Raw genomic sequence first — 15,170 nt, forward strand, 5'->3', positions numbered from 1 at the left:
GTCACCTTATCATCTGCGCACGAGGCCAAACCCATGTCCATTCCACAGTCCGGCGGCGGCCCGATCGAAAGCCATGATCAACTGGCCGAGTTTCTGGCAAAGGGTTGCAAACCCAAGGACAAATGGCGCATCGGCACCGAGCATGAAAAGTTCGGCTATTGCAAAGACACGCTCAAACCCCTGCCCTACGAAGGCGACCGGTCGGTCAAAGCCGTGCTGACCGCCCTGCGCGATACCTACAACTGGGCCGAGGTGCTGGAAGGCGGCAATATCATCGGCCTTGAAAAAGACGGCGCAAACGTCAGTCTTGAACCGGGTGGCCAGCTGGAATTGTCCGGCGCGCCGCTTGAAACCATCCACCAGACCTGTGACGAAGTGAACGAACACCTGCGCGAGGTCAAGGATGTGGCCGACAAGATCGGCGTGGGGTTCATCGGGCTTGGGGCCGCACCGATCTGGACCCATGACCAGATGGATATGATGCCCAAGGGCCGCTACAAGCTGATGACCGATTACATGGGGCGCGTCGGCACGCATGGCACCGAAATGATGTATCGCACCTGCACCGTGCAGGTGAACCTTGATTTCGGGAGCGAGGCAGACATGGTGCAAAAGCTGCGCGTGGCACTGGCCTTGCAGCCCGTCGCCACCGCCCTGTTCGCCAATTCGCCATTTTTCGAGGGTAAACCAAACGGCCACAAATCATGGCGTAGCCGCATCTGGCGCGATCTGGACGCCGACCGCACAGGCATGCTGCCTTGGGTGTTCGAGGACGGAATGGGGTTTGAACGCTGGGCGGATTGGGTTCTCGATGTACCGATGTATTTCGTCTATCGGAACGGTAAATATATCAACGCCTTGGGTCAGTCATTCCGCGATTTCCTGCGCGGTGAATTGCCCGCCCTGCCCGGCGAAATGCCAACCCTTTCGGATTGGGCCGACCACCTGACAACCGTCTTCCCCGAAGCGCGCATCAAGCAGTTCATCGAAATGCGCGGGGCGGATGGTGGCCCGTGGCGCCGCCTGTGTGCCTTGCCTGCGTTCTGGGTCGGGCTGACCTATGACCAAACGGCGCTCGACGCTGCCTGGGATCTGGTCAAGGGTTGGGACGCCGATACCCGCGAGGCCCTGCGCGTCGCCGCGTCCGTTGACGGTTTGCAGGCCAAGGTGGGCAACATCTCCATGCACGACCTTGCGCGCGAAGCCGTGGCAATTTCCGAGATCGGTCTGCGCAACCGTGCCAAACCGGGTGCGGGTGGCATGCTGCCCGATGAAACCCACTTCCTGAACGCGCTGAAAGAGACCATCGAGACGGGCAAGACACCAGCCGACGAACTGCTGGAGCGCTACAATGGCGACTGGAACGGCGACCTGACGCAAATTTACGGCGAATACAGTTACTAACGCAAAAGGCGCGCCGGTTGGGCGCGCCTGTCAGATTTCCCGTTGGCCGGCTTAGGCCAGTGGGTCTTCACCAAACCGGTTCGGGCCTTTTGTGCCCTCGGTCACGAACCAGACCAGCAACAGGATGATCCCGACGATTGGCACCAAGCCGATCAGGAACCACCAACCAGACTTGTCCTTGTCGTGCAGTCGACGGATGCCCGCTGTGATGATCGGGACAAGCAGCGCCAGTGAGATCAGCCCGCCGATGATCGTGATCAAATTGGATTGCATGGCTGCGCCAAGCTGCGTCGGCACCGTTCCGACCAGAAAAACAAACAGATAAAACCACCAGTATTCTGACCGGCTCGCACGGCCTTGAATGGTGAAATACTTATTCAGGCAGGTACGAATTGCGTCCCCAAACCCCATAATACATTCCTTTCAGATCAAATAGACATACTTGCGTGCACACAGCATTGCCCATTTCCTAAAAAAAGCAAAAGAATAATTAAGGTCAGGTTTTTGCACCGATCTTGGTTTCGGTCCCTGCCCGCAACCTTGTGATGTTCGCCCAGTGGCGCGCATAGATCAGCACCGCAAAGATGATCCCAAGGAAAAAGAAGTCTCCGTAGCCAAGCAGGCTTGCCCAGAGCGGGCCCATGCCCGCTGCCATCAGGGCCGCAAGCGACGAATAGCGCAGCAACAACGCCACGGCCAACCATGTGGCGCAGACCGCCAGACCAACCGGCCAGGCCAGCGCCAGCACGATGCCGATATAGGTTGCAACCCCTTTGCCGCCGCGAAAGCCCAGCCAAATGGGAAAACAATGGCCAAGAAACGCCGCGAGTGCTGCAATCTGCGCTGCATCCTCACCCGCCATTGCACGCGCCAGCAGGACCACAACCGCGCCCTTGCCCGCATCAAACAGCAAAGTCAGCGCCGCCGCCTTTTTATTGCCCGTGCGCAAAACATTCGTCGCGCCGATGTTGCCCGACCCGATTTCGCGCAGGTTCCCCAGCCCCATCGCACGCGCAAGGATCACACCGAACGGCACCGCCCCCAGCAGATAGCCAATTGTCGCCCAAAGGGTCAGCACGATCGCGGTGTTTTCAATTGTCGGCATCTAGGCCTCCCCGGTCACGATTTTGCCCGCGACCCATGTGCCCAAGACCCGCCCCTGCAGGCGTGCGCCGTCAAAAGGGGTATTCTTGGATTTCGAGCGCAGCTTAGCACGATCCAGCAAAAACGGCGCGTCCGGATCGAACAGCACCAGATCAGCGGGGGCCCCGACAGCCAGACGGCCGGTCTCCAGTCCAAGTCGCCGCGACGGGTTCAACGACATCGCGCGGAACAGCACCGGCAGGTCCAACTGCCCCGCATGATAAAGACGCAGCGCCGCAGGCAGAAACGTTTCAAGGGCTACCGCCCCGCTCGCTGCCTCCTCGAACGGCAGGCGCTTGCTTTCTTCGTCCTGGGGTGTGTGCATCGAGCTGATGATGTCGATCAACCCACTGGCAACAGCCTGCACCACGGCAAGCCGGTCATCTTCGCTGCGCAGGGGCGGCTTCAGCTTGAAAAACGTCCGATAATCGGCCACGTCCAGTTCATTGAGCGTCAGGTGGTGGATGCCGACACCCGCCGTGATATCCAGACCGTTCGCTTTGGCCCGTTCCAGCGCTGGCAGGGCGCGGGCCGTCGTGATCTGGTCCGCGTGATAACGCGCACGGGTCATTTCAAGCAGGGCAATATCGCGATCCAATCCCATACGTTCGGCCATCGGGTTGACACCGGGAAGGCCACGCAGCGAGGCAAACTTGCCACTTGTCACGGCAGCCCCATTGGACAGGATCGGCTCCTGCACATGGGCGATCACCAGCGCGCCCAGACTGCGCGCATAGGTCAGCGCGCGCATATAGACCTTGGTATCGGCAACGACACGGTCACAATCGGTAAAGGCAACTGCACCGGCGTCCTTCAAAAAACCGATCTCGACCATCTCGCGCCCCGCCCGCCCCTTGGTAAGGGCCGACATAGGCAGCACCTTCACGGGGCTGTCGGCAAGCGCACGTTTAGCGACAAATTCCAGCACCTCGGGTGTATCAATCGCGGGGTCCGTGTCCGGGCGCGTGACCATCGTCGTGACACCGCCCGCCGCCGCCGCGCGGCCCGCACTGCGGAAACTCTCCTTGTGGCGCTCGCCCGGTTCACTGACCTTGACGCCGATATCAACGATACCGGGGGCAAGGCACTTGCCGTTACAATCAAGCCCAGTCTTGGGCGCGTCGCCATTGTCGATTTCGGCGATCACCCCATCGACAACCCGCAGCCAGCCGATGGAATCCGTGCCCGCCTCGGGGTCGATCAGCCGCGCGTTGGTGAAATACTGATCAGCCATATCTAGCTCCTTCGCCCCATCGCATCGCGAATGTCTGCCATCACCGCTGGCCTGTCCGCCTGAAACTTGAGCAGGTGCTTGTCGCCCGTGCTGGTCACAACCTGCACCGCGCTGCCAAAGGTCTTGAGGCTGCTGATCTGATCCAGCCGCGCGATCCGCTGCCCTGGCCCCAAAAGGCGGCGATTGGTCAGATCCCACCGCACCTGCAATTCATCCGACGCCACATAGAAGGCGCGCACAGCCACAGCGGCCAGACCACCCACAGCGCCCGTCCAGATATACGGATTGCCCATGAAAAACAGCGCGGCCATGCCGATCGCCATCGCTACGGCGGCCAGCACGATGTGGTCTTTCCAATAGGCCCCGCGATCAGGATAGAAACTGGTGATGACGGTTTCGCCCTCTTCAAGCGGGGCGGTCGGTATCAGTTCATACATCGCTAACCTCCAATCCAGATCATGGCCACGACCAACAGGGCCAGCACGACCAGCACAATCGTCGCGATGCGCCCCGACATGGCCGCATCAGACGGTTTCGCGCGCCCCCCAGCCATCACGCCCGTCGCGCTTTCGGCGCGCAGCGGGATCATGGCCGGTATTTCAACATCATCCTGATAGGTCGCGATCCAACGCAATGGCGCGCGCGGCGTGAGGGTCTGTTCCGCACCGCCAAACGCCGCCGACAAGACGATCAGGACAGTGCCCGTGACACCGTCCAGTAAGGCGCGGTCCGGTTGCACCGCGGCGCTCGGCATGCCCAATCCTTCTTCAACATAGCCCGCCAGCCCGACCCCTTCGAGGTCACCCACATCGAAAACCTCGATGAATTCCTCGTTAAGAATAGTTGCGCCCAAGGCTTCCCGAAGCGGCCAATGCCCATCCTTTGCGTCATCGGTTGCCCGGGTAAACGCGGCCACCGCATCAGCGGGCAAATCAACCGCGAAAATCCGCACGACCCCGTGTTCGGCAGCCGCGATGTGCATGGTGTCGGTCACACCATCACCCCGCCGGTTTCAGCCTGCCGCGCTGCGCGAAGGTTGCGCGCTAGAAGGTCCATCGCGGCCATACGCACAGCAACACCCATTTCGACCTGTTCTTGAATGACGCTGCGGTTGATGTCGTCGGCGATTGTGCCGTCTATTTCCACGCCGCGGTTCATCGGGCCGGGGTGCATGACGATGGCGTCATCCTTGGCGAACCCCAGCTTTTCAGCGTCGAGGCCGTAGCGGTGGTAATACTCGCGCTCGGAGGGAATGAAACCTCCATCCATCCGTTCCTTTTGCAAGCGCAGCATCATCACCACGTCCACATCCGCCAGGCCTTCGTGCATGTCCTCGTAAACCTCGACCCCAAATTCACCTATCCCCGAAGGCATCAGCGTCGGCGGACCGATAAGGCGGATGCGATTTTCCATCTTGCCCAGAAGCAGAATGTTGGACCGGGCGACGCGCGAATGGGCGATATCGCCGCAGATCGCAATGCTGAGACGGTGCAACCGTCCCTTGGCGCGCCGGATCGTCAGGGCATCAAGCAAGGCCTGCGTCGGGTGCTCGTGACGCCCGTCACCTGCGTTCAGCACCGCGCAGTTCACCTTTTGCGCCAGCAGGTCCACGGCCCCGAATGCGGGTGGCGCACGACCAACAAATCAGGGTGCATCGCGTTCAGGGTCAGCGCGGTGTCAATCAGGGTCTCGCCTTTTTTGATACTGGAGGCCTGCATCGCCATGTTCATCACATCAGCGCCCAGCCGTTTGCCCGCCAGTTCAAAACTGGCCTGCGTGCGGGTCGAATTTTCAAAGAACATGTTGATTTGGGTCAGGCCCGCCAGCACATCGGAGTGTTTGTGTTCGCGCCGGTTCAGATCAACGTATTGATCCGCCAGATTCAGCAATGTGGTGATTTCATCAGGGGCCAGATGTTCGATCCCCAGCAGATGCGTCGCGCGGAATGTCATGTGGCCTCCTGCCCGAATTTGATGGGTTATAGGAAGGCTGCAGCGCCGCGGCAAGGCATCAGCGCAGAATCTGCTGCACATTCCCGCGCAGCCCACTTAAACTTGGCATATGGATTCGACACAATCATATTGGACCAACCGCGCCCTGCTGGAATGGCAGGTCGAAATGGGTGCGACCGAAGCAATGCTTGATACGCCTGTTAATCGCTATGAACTGCCCGATCAGGTGGCCAAACCAGCCGCGAAGGCCGCAGAACATGCTGCATCAGGCGTTCCCGACATCCCCGCCGCACCCAAGGTCGATACCGTCGCCGAAGCGATGCGCATGGCCCATGAAGCCGCCGATATTCCCGCGTTGCAAGCGGCATTGGCAGGTTTTGATCACTGTGCGCTCAAGCAAGGCGCGCGCAATCTGGTGTTTGCCGATGGCGACCCAAGCGCGCGCGTGATGATCATCACCGACCCGCCCGAAAAGGACGAAGACCGCGCCGGATTGCCCTTTGCGGGCCGCAATAGGGCGCTTCTGGATAAAATGCTGGCGGCGATTGACATGGGGTTCGCGGATGCACCGACGCCCGTTTATGCCACTGCCGTCGTGCCGTGGCGCCCCGCCCAGGACCGCCCGCCCGATGACGGCGACCGCGAGATGCTGCTGCCCTTCCTGCACCGCCATATCACGCTGGCAAACCCCGACGTCTTGGTGCTGATGGGCAGCGTCGCCTGTCATGCCCTGCTGGGTGAATCCGGCATCACCCGTTTGCGCGGCCGCTGGGCCGAGGTGCTGGGCCGCCCCGCCCTGCCAATGTTCCACCCCGCCCACCTGCTGCGCACCCCCGCCGCCAAGCGCGAGGCCTGGGCGGATTTGCTGGCGCTAAAGGCAAAGCTGCGTGGTTGATCCGCTCACTCTTCTGGCCTTTGTGCCTGCAGCCTTCGCGCTGAACCTTACGCCGGGGGCTGATATGATGTTTTGCCTTGGTCAGGGCTTGCGCTCGGGCCCACGCGCCGCGATTGCCGCAAGTGCGGGTATTTCAACGGGCGGAATGGTCCATGTGACACTGGCGGGGGTGGGCTTGGGGGCCGTGATTGCCGCCGTCCCGTGGTCATTTGATGTGATCCGCTGGGTCGGGGTGGCTTACCTGCTTTATCTCGCCTACCGCGCGCTACGTCAGACGGGTGCGGGCCGTGATACCGCGCCGCCAATGACGATTGCCCGTGCCTTTGCAACCGGCTTTGCCGTCAATCTGACCAACCCCAAGGTGATCCTGTTCGTGCTGGCCTTTGTGCCGCAATTTGTCGTGCCTGACGCGGGGCCGATCCTGGGCCAGTTCCTGATTTTCGGCGCGGTGCTGGCCATCGGCGGCTTCCTCGTCAACGGCGCGGCTGGGGTATTTGCAAGCGGCCTTGGGCGCCGCTTTGCCCGTGGTGGACACGCGTTGGGTTGGATCACATCCGCAATCTTCATCGCACTTGCCGCCCGTTTGGCCATATTGGAGCGCACATGAGCCGCATTGACGAAACCCTTGATTTTGTGCCCGTCCGCATCGCCATTCTCACGGTCAGCGATACCCGCAGTCTGGCCGAAGATAAGTCAGGCCAAACGCTGGTGGATCGCTTGACCGGTGCGGGCCATATCCTTGCCGCGCGCATGATCCTGCGGGACGAACGCGCCGAAATCGCCGAGCAACTGCGCGTGTGGTGTGACAACCCCGACATTGACGTGATTATCTCGACCGGCGGCACCGGTCTGACCGGGCGCGACGTGACTGTCGAAGCGCACCGCGATGTCTATGAAAAAGAGATCGACGCGTTCAGCACTGTCTTTACCATCGTATCATTGCAAAAGATCGGCACCAGCGCCGTGCAAAGCCGCGCGACCGGCGGGGTGGCAAATGGCACTTATCTGTTCGCCCTGCCCGGCAGCACGGGGGCTTGCAAGGACGCGTGGGATGATATCCTGTCGCTGCAACTGGATTACCGCCATCGCCCCTGCAACTTTGTCGAGATTTTTCCAAGATTGGACGAACACAAGCGACGGAAATAGAATGCTGTGCCGTAACATCATCGGGATTGCATCTAAAACGGGCGAAACCGCGTATATATATAGCGACTTCAAAGTCTATGGAGACGGCACCACATGAGATTCTTGCGCCGCAGCATGATCGGCATCTTTCTGTTGTCGATGACACTGGCCCTCTTCGCCTGGGCAGGTCAGATGGTTTACAGCGCCGTGCAAACCCGCATCAACGCCGAGCCACGCAGTTTCCCACAGCGCGAACGGGTGCTGTCGGTCAACGTCGTGACGATCACGCCGGAAACGATCACGCCCGAACTGACCGTCTTCGGCGAATTGCGCAGCCGCAAGACCCTTGATCTGCGCCCCTCGGTCGGCGGCACGGTTCTTGAAACGGCGGATGCGTTTGTCGAAGGCGGTGCCGTGCAGGCTGGCGATTTGCTGCTGCGCCTTGATCCAGTGGATGCCCAGTCCGCTCTTGACCGCCTTGCCGCGGACCTGAGCGACGCCGAGGCCGAAAGCCGCGATGCAACCCGGGCCCTGACGCTGGCGCAGGATGAGCTTACCGCCGCCGAAGACCAAATACTTCTGCGCGAAACAGCCCTGACCCGCCAGCGTGATTTGCTGCAACGCGGTGTTGGGTCAACCGCCGCCGTCGAAACCGCCGAACTGGCCGTGTCGACGGCGCGGCAGGCCGTATTGTCGCGCCGCCAGTCCATCGCCAGTGCCGAGGCCCGCATTGATCTTGCCGCCACCCGCCTGTCGCGCGTGCGCATCAATCTTGCCGAGGCCGAGCGTGCGCTGGCGGACACTGAAATCCGCGCCGCCTTTGATGCAACCTTGGCCGATGTCACCGTTACAGACGGCGGTCGCGTCACCGCAAACGAACGGATTGCGCAACTGATCGACCCGACCCAGCTTGAGGTCACGTTTCGGGTCTCGACCTCGCAATATGCCCGCCTGCTGAACGCGGATGGCACGCTGCTGCGTGCGCCCCTGCGTGTCACGCTGGATGTGTCGGGTGTTGATTTATCCGCGACCGGCACGATCACCCGCGAAGGCGCCGCCGTGGGTGACGGGCTGACAGGGCGGATTATCTTCGCAACGCTGGACACTGCGGTGGGCTTTCGCCCCGGCGATTTCGTGACCGTCGCGATTGACGAACCTGCCCTTGAAAATGTCGCCCGTCTGCCCGCCACAGCCATTTCCGCGAATGGGGCGCTTTTGGTCCTGGACGACGAAAACCGCCTGCGCGAGGTGCCTGTGACCCTGCTGCGCCGTCAGGGAAATGATGTGATCGTCAGCGCGCCGCAACTGACCGGACAGTCGGTGGTCGCCGAACGTTCGCCACTGTTGGGGGCCGGTATTCGCGTCAACCCGATCGTTCCCGGCGGCGTGGCTGCCACACCGGCCGAGCCTGAAACCATTGCGCTTGATGCAGATCGCCGCGCGCGCCTTGTGGCCTTTGTCACCGAAAGCCGTATGCCCGACGAGGCAAAGACAAGGATACTGTCACAACTTGAACAAGACCAGGTTCCCTCGGATGTCGTCACCCGCCTTGAAAGCCGGATGGGAAGCTGATGATGGGCCGCGCTGACGGATTGCTGTCGTATTTCACCCGCCACCGCACAGCGGCGAACCTGCTGCTTGTCGTGCTGCTGGCCGCCGGCATTGCGGCGATGCCAAAAATGCGCGCGCAGTTCTTTCCCGATGTGATCATCGACTCCGTCAGCGTGTCAGTCGCATGGTCGGGCGCAGGAGCCGAAGACGTCGATGCGGCCATTGTGCAGGTGTTGGAACCCGCTTTGCTGTCGGTCGATGGAGTCACCGCAAGTTCGGCACGTTCCAGCGAAGGACGTGCGTCAATTTCGCTTGAGTTTGAGCCGGGCTATGACATGGCGCAGGCCGCCGAGGACGTGCAGATTGCTGTCGATGCCACAGGCAACCTGCCCGACGATTCCGAAGACCCTGTCGTGCGCCGCGGCGCCTGGAGCGATCGGGTTACCGATGTGGTTATCACCGGCCCCGTGGGCACCGAGCAACTTGGGCGCTTTGCTGATGAACTGGTGACGCGGCTGTTTGCGGCAGGGGTCACCCGCGCCACAATTCGGGGTGTCGCCGCCCCCAGCACGGTGATCGAAGTGCCCTCGCTTTCGCTGATCCAACATGACGTCACCATGTCCGAGATTGCGGCTGCAATCGGCCAGGAGGTCAACGCCGACCCGGCCGGTGACGTCAGTGGCGCTTCGCGCGTGCGCACGGGCGTGGAAAAACGCGCGGCAGACGAAATCGCGGGGATCGTGCTGCGCACGAACGCGGATGGATCGACCCTGGCTGTCGGTGATGTAGCGCGCATCAACGTGCAAGGCGTCGACCGCGAGCGCGCCTATTTCGTTGGCAACGATCCGGCCATCACCATCCGCGTTGACCGCTCTGACAAGGGCGATGCGATTGAACTGCAAAAGCGTGTGGAAGAGGTTGCCGCGGCTATGCAGGCGACCCTGCCCGCCGGGGTTACCGTTGAACTGATCCGCACGCGCGCGGACTACATCACCGATCGTTTGAATATCCTGCTGGAGAACGGCGCACTGGGCCTCGCGCTGGTGGTTGGCCTGCTGTTTCTTTTCCTGAACGCGCGCACCGCGTTCTGGGTCGCGGCGGGTATTCCCGTGGCGATGTTCGCCGCGATTGCGCTGATGTATATGGCGGGGCTGACGATCAATATGATCAGCCTTTTCGCACTGATTATCACCCTTGGGATCGTGGTGGACGACGCCATCGTCGTGGGTGAACACGCCGATTATCGCGTCAGGCGGCTGGGCGAAGATCCGGTCGAGGCCGCCGAGAACGCAGCGCGCCGCATGTTCAGCCCGGTCTTTTCCGCCACGATCACCACCGTGATCGCCTTTTTCGGTCTGGTGGCGATTGGCGGGCGGTTTGGCGATCTGATTTCCGACATTCCCTTTACGGTGATCGTCGTGTTGCTGGCGTCACTGGTGGAGTGTTTCCTGATCCTGCCCAATCACATGTCACACGCTCTCGCACCCAGCGCACGTGGCAAGTGGTATGACGCGCCTTCGCGTTTTGTGAACCGGCGTTTTGACTGGGTGCGTGAAAACCTGTTCCGCCCGATGATGGCAGGGGTGATCCGGGCGCGCTATCCCGTGATGGCCGGAGTGTTCGTGATCCTCGCCAGTCAGGTCTCCTTGTTCATCAAGGGTGACGTGCAGTGGCGGTTCTTCAACGCGCCCGAGCGGGGCTCGGTAACAGGCAATTTCGCGATGCTGCCGGGGGCCACGCGCGACGACACATTGGCGATGATGCGCGAACTTCAGCGCGCCACAAACGATCTGGGCGCCGAGTACGAGGCCGAATATGGTATCAACCCGATCGATTATGTGATTGCCGAAGTCGGCGGCAACTCCGGGCGCGGTCTATCAGGGGCCGACACTAAAGACGCCGATCAACTGGGGGCGATTTCCATCGAACTGATCGACGCCGATCTGCGCCCCTACTCCAGCTTTGCCTTTGTCGCGGCCCTGCAAGACGCGGTGGTGCAACATCCGATGGCCGAAACGGTCAGCTTTCGCAGTTGGGGCAGCGGACCGGGTGGCGATGATATTGACATCCAGCTTTACGGCGCGACAGCCGAAACCCTGAAATCCGCCTCCGAGGCGCTGAAGACCGCGCTTGCACAGTTTCCCGAAGTGTCTGCCGTCGAAGACACATTGGCCTATGACAAAGAGGAACTGATCCTTGATCTGACGCCGCAAGGGCAAGCGCTTGGGTTTACGATTGACGGGTTGGGGCGTGTGCTGCGCGACCGCCTGAACGGGATCGAGGCCGCGACCTACCCCGACGGCCCGCGCAGTGCGACTATCCGCGTGGAACTACCCGCTGGCGAACTAACCGCCGATTTCCTTGAGCGCACCCAGATGCGCACTGCGACGGGTGATTACGTGCCGCTAGCCGATATCGTATCGGTGGACCGGCGCACCGGATTTTCAACCGTGCGACGCGAAAACGGCATCATGCTGATTTCGGTCAATGGTGATCTCACCGATGACGATGCCGACCGCGCCGCCGAAGTGACCAAACAGATCAACGAAACGATCCTGCCCCAGATCGAGCAGAATTTCGGGGTCAGCACCAATCTGTCGGGCCTCAGCGAGCAGGAAGACGCATTCCTGAATGACGCGCGCACCGGTCTGATTTTTGTGCTGACAGGCATTTTCCTGACGCTCGCTTGGATATTCTCAAGCTGGACGCGCCCACTGGTGGTCATGGCGATCATCCCCTTTGGACTGATCGGCACGATTTACGGGCATAACCTGTGGGGCATCCCGATGAGCATGTTCTCGATTGTCGGATTGATCGGGATGACAGGGATCATCATCAACGATTCCATCGTGCTGGTGACGACGATTGACGACTACGCGAAAACGCGCGGGCTCATCCCGGCGATCATTGACGGGGCTTGCGACCGTCTGCGCCCCGTCTTGCTGACGACCCTGACCACGGTTCTGGGCCTTGCGCCGCTGCTTTATGAAGGGTCCAGTCAGGCCGAGTTCCTGAAGCCGACCGTGATTACACTGGTTTATGGTCTTGGGTTCGGGATGGTGATCGTGCTGCTGGTCGTGCCTGCATTGATGGCGATGCAGCAGGATATTCACAAACAGGTTCGCGCCGCCCGCCGTGCGCTGCGCAGTGGTGACGCGGGCGCCCGTTTACCTGCCGGAATCGCGGCCCTTGGGGCTGCCGCTTTGTTCGCCGTGCTGATGGCCCCCATGATCATCACCGGCGCGCCGCTGCCTGCCGTTGCCAGCGCGCTGCCCATGTTGAACGGCGGGACGGGCATTGCATTCGGGTTGTTCGCGGTCAGTGTCGCGATATGGGTGACGCTGGTTTATTTCGCCTCTGTCGCGCTGACCCTTGCCTTGCGCAAAACGGCCTAGCCGCGGGCAACGCAACCGCGAATATCAACGGCACTTCCCTGCGACAGCAGGGTGATGCGCACTTCGGATCGGTCAAGCGCGAATGCGCCGCCATCCATGTGGATCATATCGGCCTGCGAGACGATCATGCCACCCTCGCGCGTCAGGCTTGGTTCCGAGACCCAGACTTCGTCGTCGCCCGCTTCGATGACGACCGCATCCGCACCCGAATAGGGGATCCACGTGGTGATCTGCAAACCATCCTCAAGCGGTGCAATCGCACAGTTTACCGTGCCAATGCCTGCCTCGGCCTGCGTTTTCGGGCGATCCGCGAGAGCTGCGAGAATGGCCGTGTCGCGCGCACCGCTGACGGGCAGGGTCGCATCAAAATCAAATGACATCGGCACGCATATATCCTGACACACACCGATCAGCACGCCACCCCGCAACCGGGCTGGCGCGCCAGCATCCGGCACCGTCAGTTCAACTGGAATGACCACATCTTTGTCATACCCGATGCTACGCAGGCCATTCTGATTCATCACGCCCGGGGTCGGCCAGTGAAACTGCGCAGTCGCGACGTTCTGCGACCCATCCCACTGAAATTGCGGCGGAATACCCGCATCTCCGGGCGCACGCCAATAGGTTTTCCAGCCGGGCGCAAGGCTGATCCGCACCGCCGCCATATGCGTGCCGCGATCCGTGCGCCACCCGGGCAGGATTTCGAACGCCGCAACGCCATCTATCTGTTGGGCAAGGGCGGGCGCCGCAGATGAGACAAAGGCGGCAAGGATCAGGGCAAGGTGTTTCATGGCGCCTTAGTCATGCAAAACCCACACGATGGAAAGTCACGTTTGGGCGAGAATGCTGTCACACGCCCCTTGCGCGTGGCCGCCCTGCACCACATCTTGATCGTATGGAACCCGTTACCGATACCCTTACCGGTCAGTTGTTGATTGCCATGCCCGGCATGGGCGATCCACGTTTCGCCCGCAGCGTGATCTATGTCTGCGCCCATTCCGATGATGGCGCGATGGGGTTGATCGTGAACAAACCCGCCCCCGATGTCCGGTTCGCCGACCTGTTGGCGCAATTGGAGATCCCCACCGGCGAAGGCCTGCGCGACATTCGCGTGCATTTTGGTGGCCCCGTGGAAAACGAGCGCGGATTCGTGCTGCATTCGGGGATTATCAATCGGGGGCCGGCACGCTGGAGGTGGACGATGCGATCAGCATGACGGCGACGCAGGATATCCTGGAAGACATCGCCGCGGGCAACGGCCCGGAACGGTCACTGCTGGCGCTTGGGTATTCCGGCTGGGGACCGGGGCAGCTTGAAGCCGAAATCGCCCAAAATGGCTGGCTGACCGCCACCGCCCCTGCCGATATCCTGTTCGGGCGCGCGAATGAACACAAATGGAGCGCGGCGCTCAAGGTGCTGGGAATTGATCCGTTGCTGCTATCGGCCGAGGCTGGAAACGCCTAGTCGCGCGGGGCGGCCGCGCGCGCCAGCCGATCATTGATCGCCGCGCCCAGCCCGTGGGTCGGAATCGGCGACACCGCAATCCGCGCCGCGCCCATCGCATCAAGGTCATGCAGCATCGCAAACAGATTTGCTGCCGCTTCGACGAGATCACCGCTGTGTGACAGGTTCAGCGGCGCATCGACGGGGCCGAACCCCAACAAGACCTCGTCGTTGTGGATATCGGTCGCGTTCAGGCGCAAAAGCCCGCGTGGCGCGTAATGCGACTCCATCTGCCCGGGGGCTGTCAGCGCGCCCCCCTCTGGTCCGTCGGCCAATTCGCGCCCAAGACAGGCCGCGATCGCTTCACGCGGGAGGCCGCCTGCGCGCAACAGGACCGGCGCGCCATCCCAGCCCACGATCGTGGATTCCACGCCAACTCCACACGTCCCACCATCGACGACCGCATCAATGCGCCCGTTCAGCCCTGCCAGAACGTGGCGCGCCGATGTCGGGCTGATGCGCCCTGATGGATTGGCGGACGGGGCGGCCACCGGTCCATCAAATGCGTGCAAAAGAGCTTGGGCGACCGGATGATCAGGCACCCGCACCGCCAAAGTTTTCAACCCCGCCGTGACCAGCGGCGCGATCCCCGCATCTGCGCGGATCGGCAACACCAACGTCAACGCCCCGGGCCAAAACGCCTGCGCCAGCGCGCGCGCATCATGGGAAAATTCGCATAGGGTTTCGGCCATTTCCAGATCTGCCACATGCACGATCAAGGGGTTAAAGGCAGGGCGGTCCTTGGCCGCGAATATCCCGGCGACGGCGCGATCATTTCGCGCATCTGCCCCAGACCATAGACCGTTTCCGTGGGGAAGGCGACCAAACCACCGGCACGCAACACTTTGGCCGCCGCAGCGAGTCCTGCGGGGTCTGACGCAAGGATATCGGTTTCTTTCAAAGTCATGACGCTGCGTTCAGGTTGCGGGACGGGCGGGCTGGCGTAACTTTGCCCTATTGCAAACCTC

The 15,170-nt window shown here is 61.5% G+C and carries 12 protein-coding genes and 3 pseudogenes; 7 read left to right on the plus strand and 8 right to left on the minus strand.

From position 1 onward, the window contains the following. Positions 1-33 precede the first annotated feature (33 nt). The gene (locus tag FTO60_RS14295) at positions 34-1,404 is read left to right on the plus strand and encodes a glutamate--cysteine ligase (protein WP_148056594.1); all 1,371 of its coding nucleotides are present in this window, start codon (positions 34-36) and stop codon (positions 1,402-1,404) included. 51 nt (positions 1,405-1,455) lie between these two features. Here FTO60_RS14295 and FTO60_RS14300 read toward each other — a convergent pair whose 3' ends face one another. The 6 genes and pseudogenes from FTO60_RS14300 to FTO60_RS14325 all read right to left on the minus strand — a co-directional run bounded on the left by FTO60_RS14300 (position 1,456) and on the right by FTO60_RS14325 (position 5,733). After that, positions 1,456-1,815 (minus strand): DUF805 domain-containing protein, encoded by a 360-nt coding sequence (locus FTO60_RS14300; protein ID WP_148056595.1) that lies wholly within the window; start codon positions 1,813-1,815, stop codon positions 1,456-1,458. 85 nt (positions 1,816-1,900) lie between these two features. Then, a complete protein-coding gene (plsY, locus tag FTO60_RS14305) occupies positions 1,901-2,509 on the minus strand; it encodes a glycerol-3-phosphate 1-O-acyltransferase PlsY (RefSeq protein ID WP_148056596.1) in 609 nt (202 codons plus the stop codon). Further along, entirely contained in the window at positions 2,510-3,781 is a 1,272-nt protein-coding gene (gene pyrC, locus FTO60_RS14310; protein ID WP_148056597.1) for a dihydroorotase, read from the minus strand. It lies immediately after the preceding gene. 2 nt (positions 3,782-3,783) lie between these two features. Further along, a complete protein-coding gene (locus tag FTO60_RS14315; protein ID WP_148056598.1) occupies positions 3,784-4,218 on the minus strand; it encodes a hypothetical protein in 435 nt (144 codons plus the stop codon). Positions 4,219-4,220: 2 nt separating this feature from the next. Continuing rightward, positions 4,221-4,775, minus strand: a complete 555-nt coding sequence (locus tag FTO60_RS14320; RefSeq protein WP_148056599.1) for a hypothetical protein — start codon at positions 4,773-4,775, stop codon at positions 4,221-4,223. Next, positions 4,772-5,733, minus strand: a pseudogene (locus FTO60_RS14325) (aspartate carbamoyltransferase catalytic subunit). The gene FTO60_RS14320 and the pseudogene FTO60_RS14325 overlap by 4 nt, the downstream one beginning before the upstream one ends. 109 nt (positions 5,734-5,842) lie before the next feature. On the opposite strand from FTO60_RS14325, the gene FTO60_RS14330 reads away from it, so the two are divergent. The 5 genes from FTO60_RS14330 to FTO60_RS14350 all read left to right on the plus strand — a co-directional run bounded on the left by FTO60_RS14330 (position 5,843) and on the right by FTO60_RS14350 (position 12,699). Then, the gene (locus FTO60_RS14330; RefSeq protein ID WP_148056600.1) at positions 5,843-6,628 is read left to right on the plus strand and encodes a uracil-DNA glycosylase; all 786 of its coding nucleotides are present in this window, start codon (positions 5,843-5,845) and stop codon (positions 6,626-6,628) included. Beyond that, positions 6,621-7,235 (plus strand): LysE family translocator, encoded by a 615-nt coding sequence (locus FTO60_RS14335; RefSeq protein ID WP_148056601.1) that lies wholly within the window; start codon positions 6,621-6,623, stop codon positions 7,233-7,235. Before FTO60_RS14330 ends, FTO60_RS14335 begins: the two co-directional genes overlap by 8 nt. Continuing rightward, positions 7,232-7,774 carry a molybdenum cofactor biosynthesis protein B gene (moaB, locus tag FTO60_RS14340; protein WP_148056602.1) on the plus strand — a complete coding sequence of 181 codons (543 nt, stop codon included), beginning with the start codon at positions 7,232-7,234 and terminating at the stop codon, positions 7,772-7,774. The genes FTO60_RS14335 and moaB overlap by 4 nt, the downstream gene beginning before the upstream one ends. A gap of 93 nt (positions 7,775-7,867) precedes the next feature. Next, a complete protein-coding gene (locus tag FTO60_RS14345; RefSeq protein ID WP_148056603.1) occupies positions 7,868-9,325 on the plus strand; it encodes an efflux RND transporter periplasmic adaptor subunit in 1,458 nt (485 codons plus the stop codon). Next, positions 9,325-12,699: an efflux RND transporter permease subunit gene (locus FTO60_RS14350; RefSeq protein WP_172623902.1), complete on the plus strand. Its 3,375-nt coding sequence runs from the start codon at positions 9,325-9,327 to the stop codon at positions 12,697-12,699. Before FTO60_RS14345 ends, FTO60_RS14350 begins: the two co-directional genes overlap by 1 nt. Here the strand turns inward: FTO60_RS14350 and FTO60_RS14355 are convergent. Further along, positions 12,696-13,490: a protein-disulfide reductase DsbD domain-containing protein gene (locus FTO60_RS14355; RefSeq protein ID WP_148056604.1), complete on the minus strand. Its 795-nt coding sequence runs from the start codon at positions 13,488-13,490 to the stop codon at positions 12,696-12,698. The genes FTO60_RS14350 and FTO60_RS14355 overlap by 4 nt on opposite strands. Before the next feature lie 104 nt (positions 13,491-13,594). Between FTO60_RS14355 and FTO60_RS14360 the strand changes: the two are divergent. Continuing rightward, positions 13,595-14,163: pseudogene (locus FTO60_RS14360) on the plus strand (YqgE/AlgH family protein). Here the strand turns inward: FTO60_RS14360 and FTO60_RS14365 are convergent. Continuing rightward, positions 14,160-15,109, minus strand: a pseudogene (locus FTO60_RS14365) (L-threonylcarbamoyladenylate synthase). The pseudogenes FTO60_RS14360 and FTO60_RS14365 sit on opposite strands and share 4 nt — an antisense overlap. Positions 15,110-15,170 lie beyond the last annotated feature (61 nt).

The sequence above is a fragment of the Octadecabacter sp. SW4 genome (assembly GCF_008065155.1).
Lineage (GTDB): Bacteria > Pseudomonadota > Alphaproteobacteria > Rhodobacterales > Rhodobacteraceae > SW4.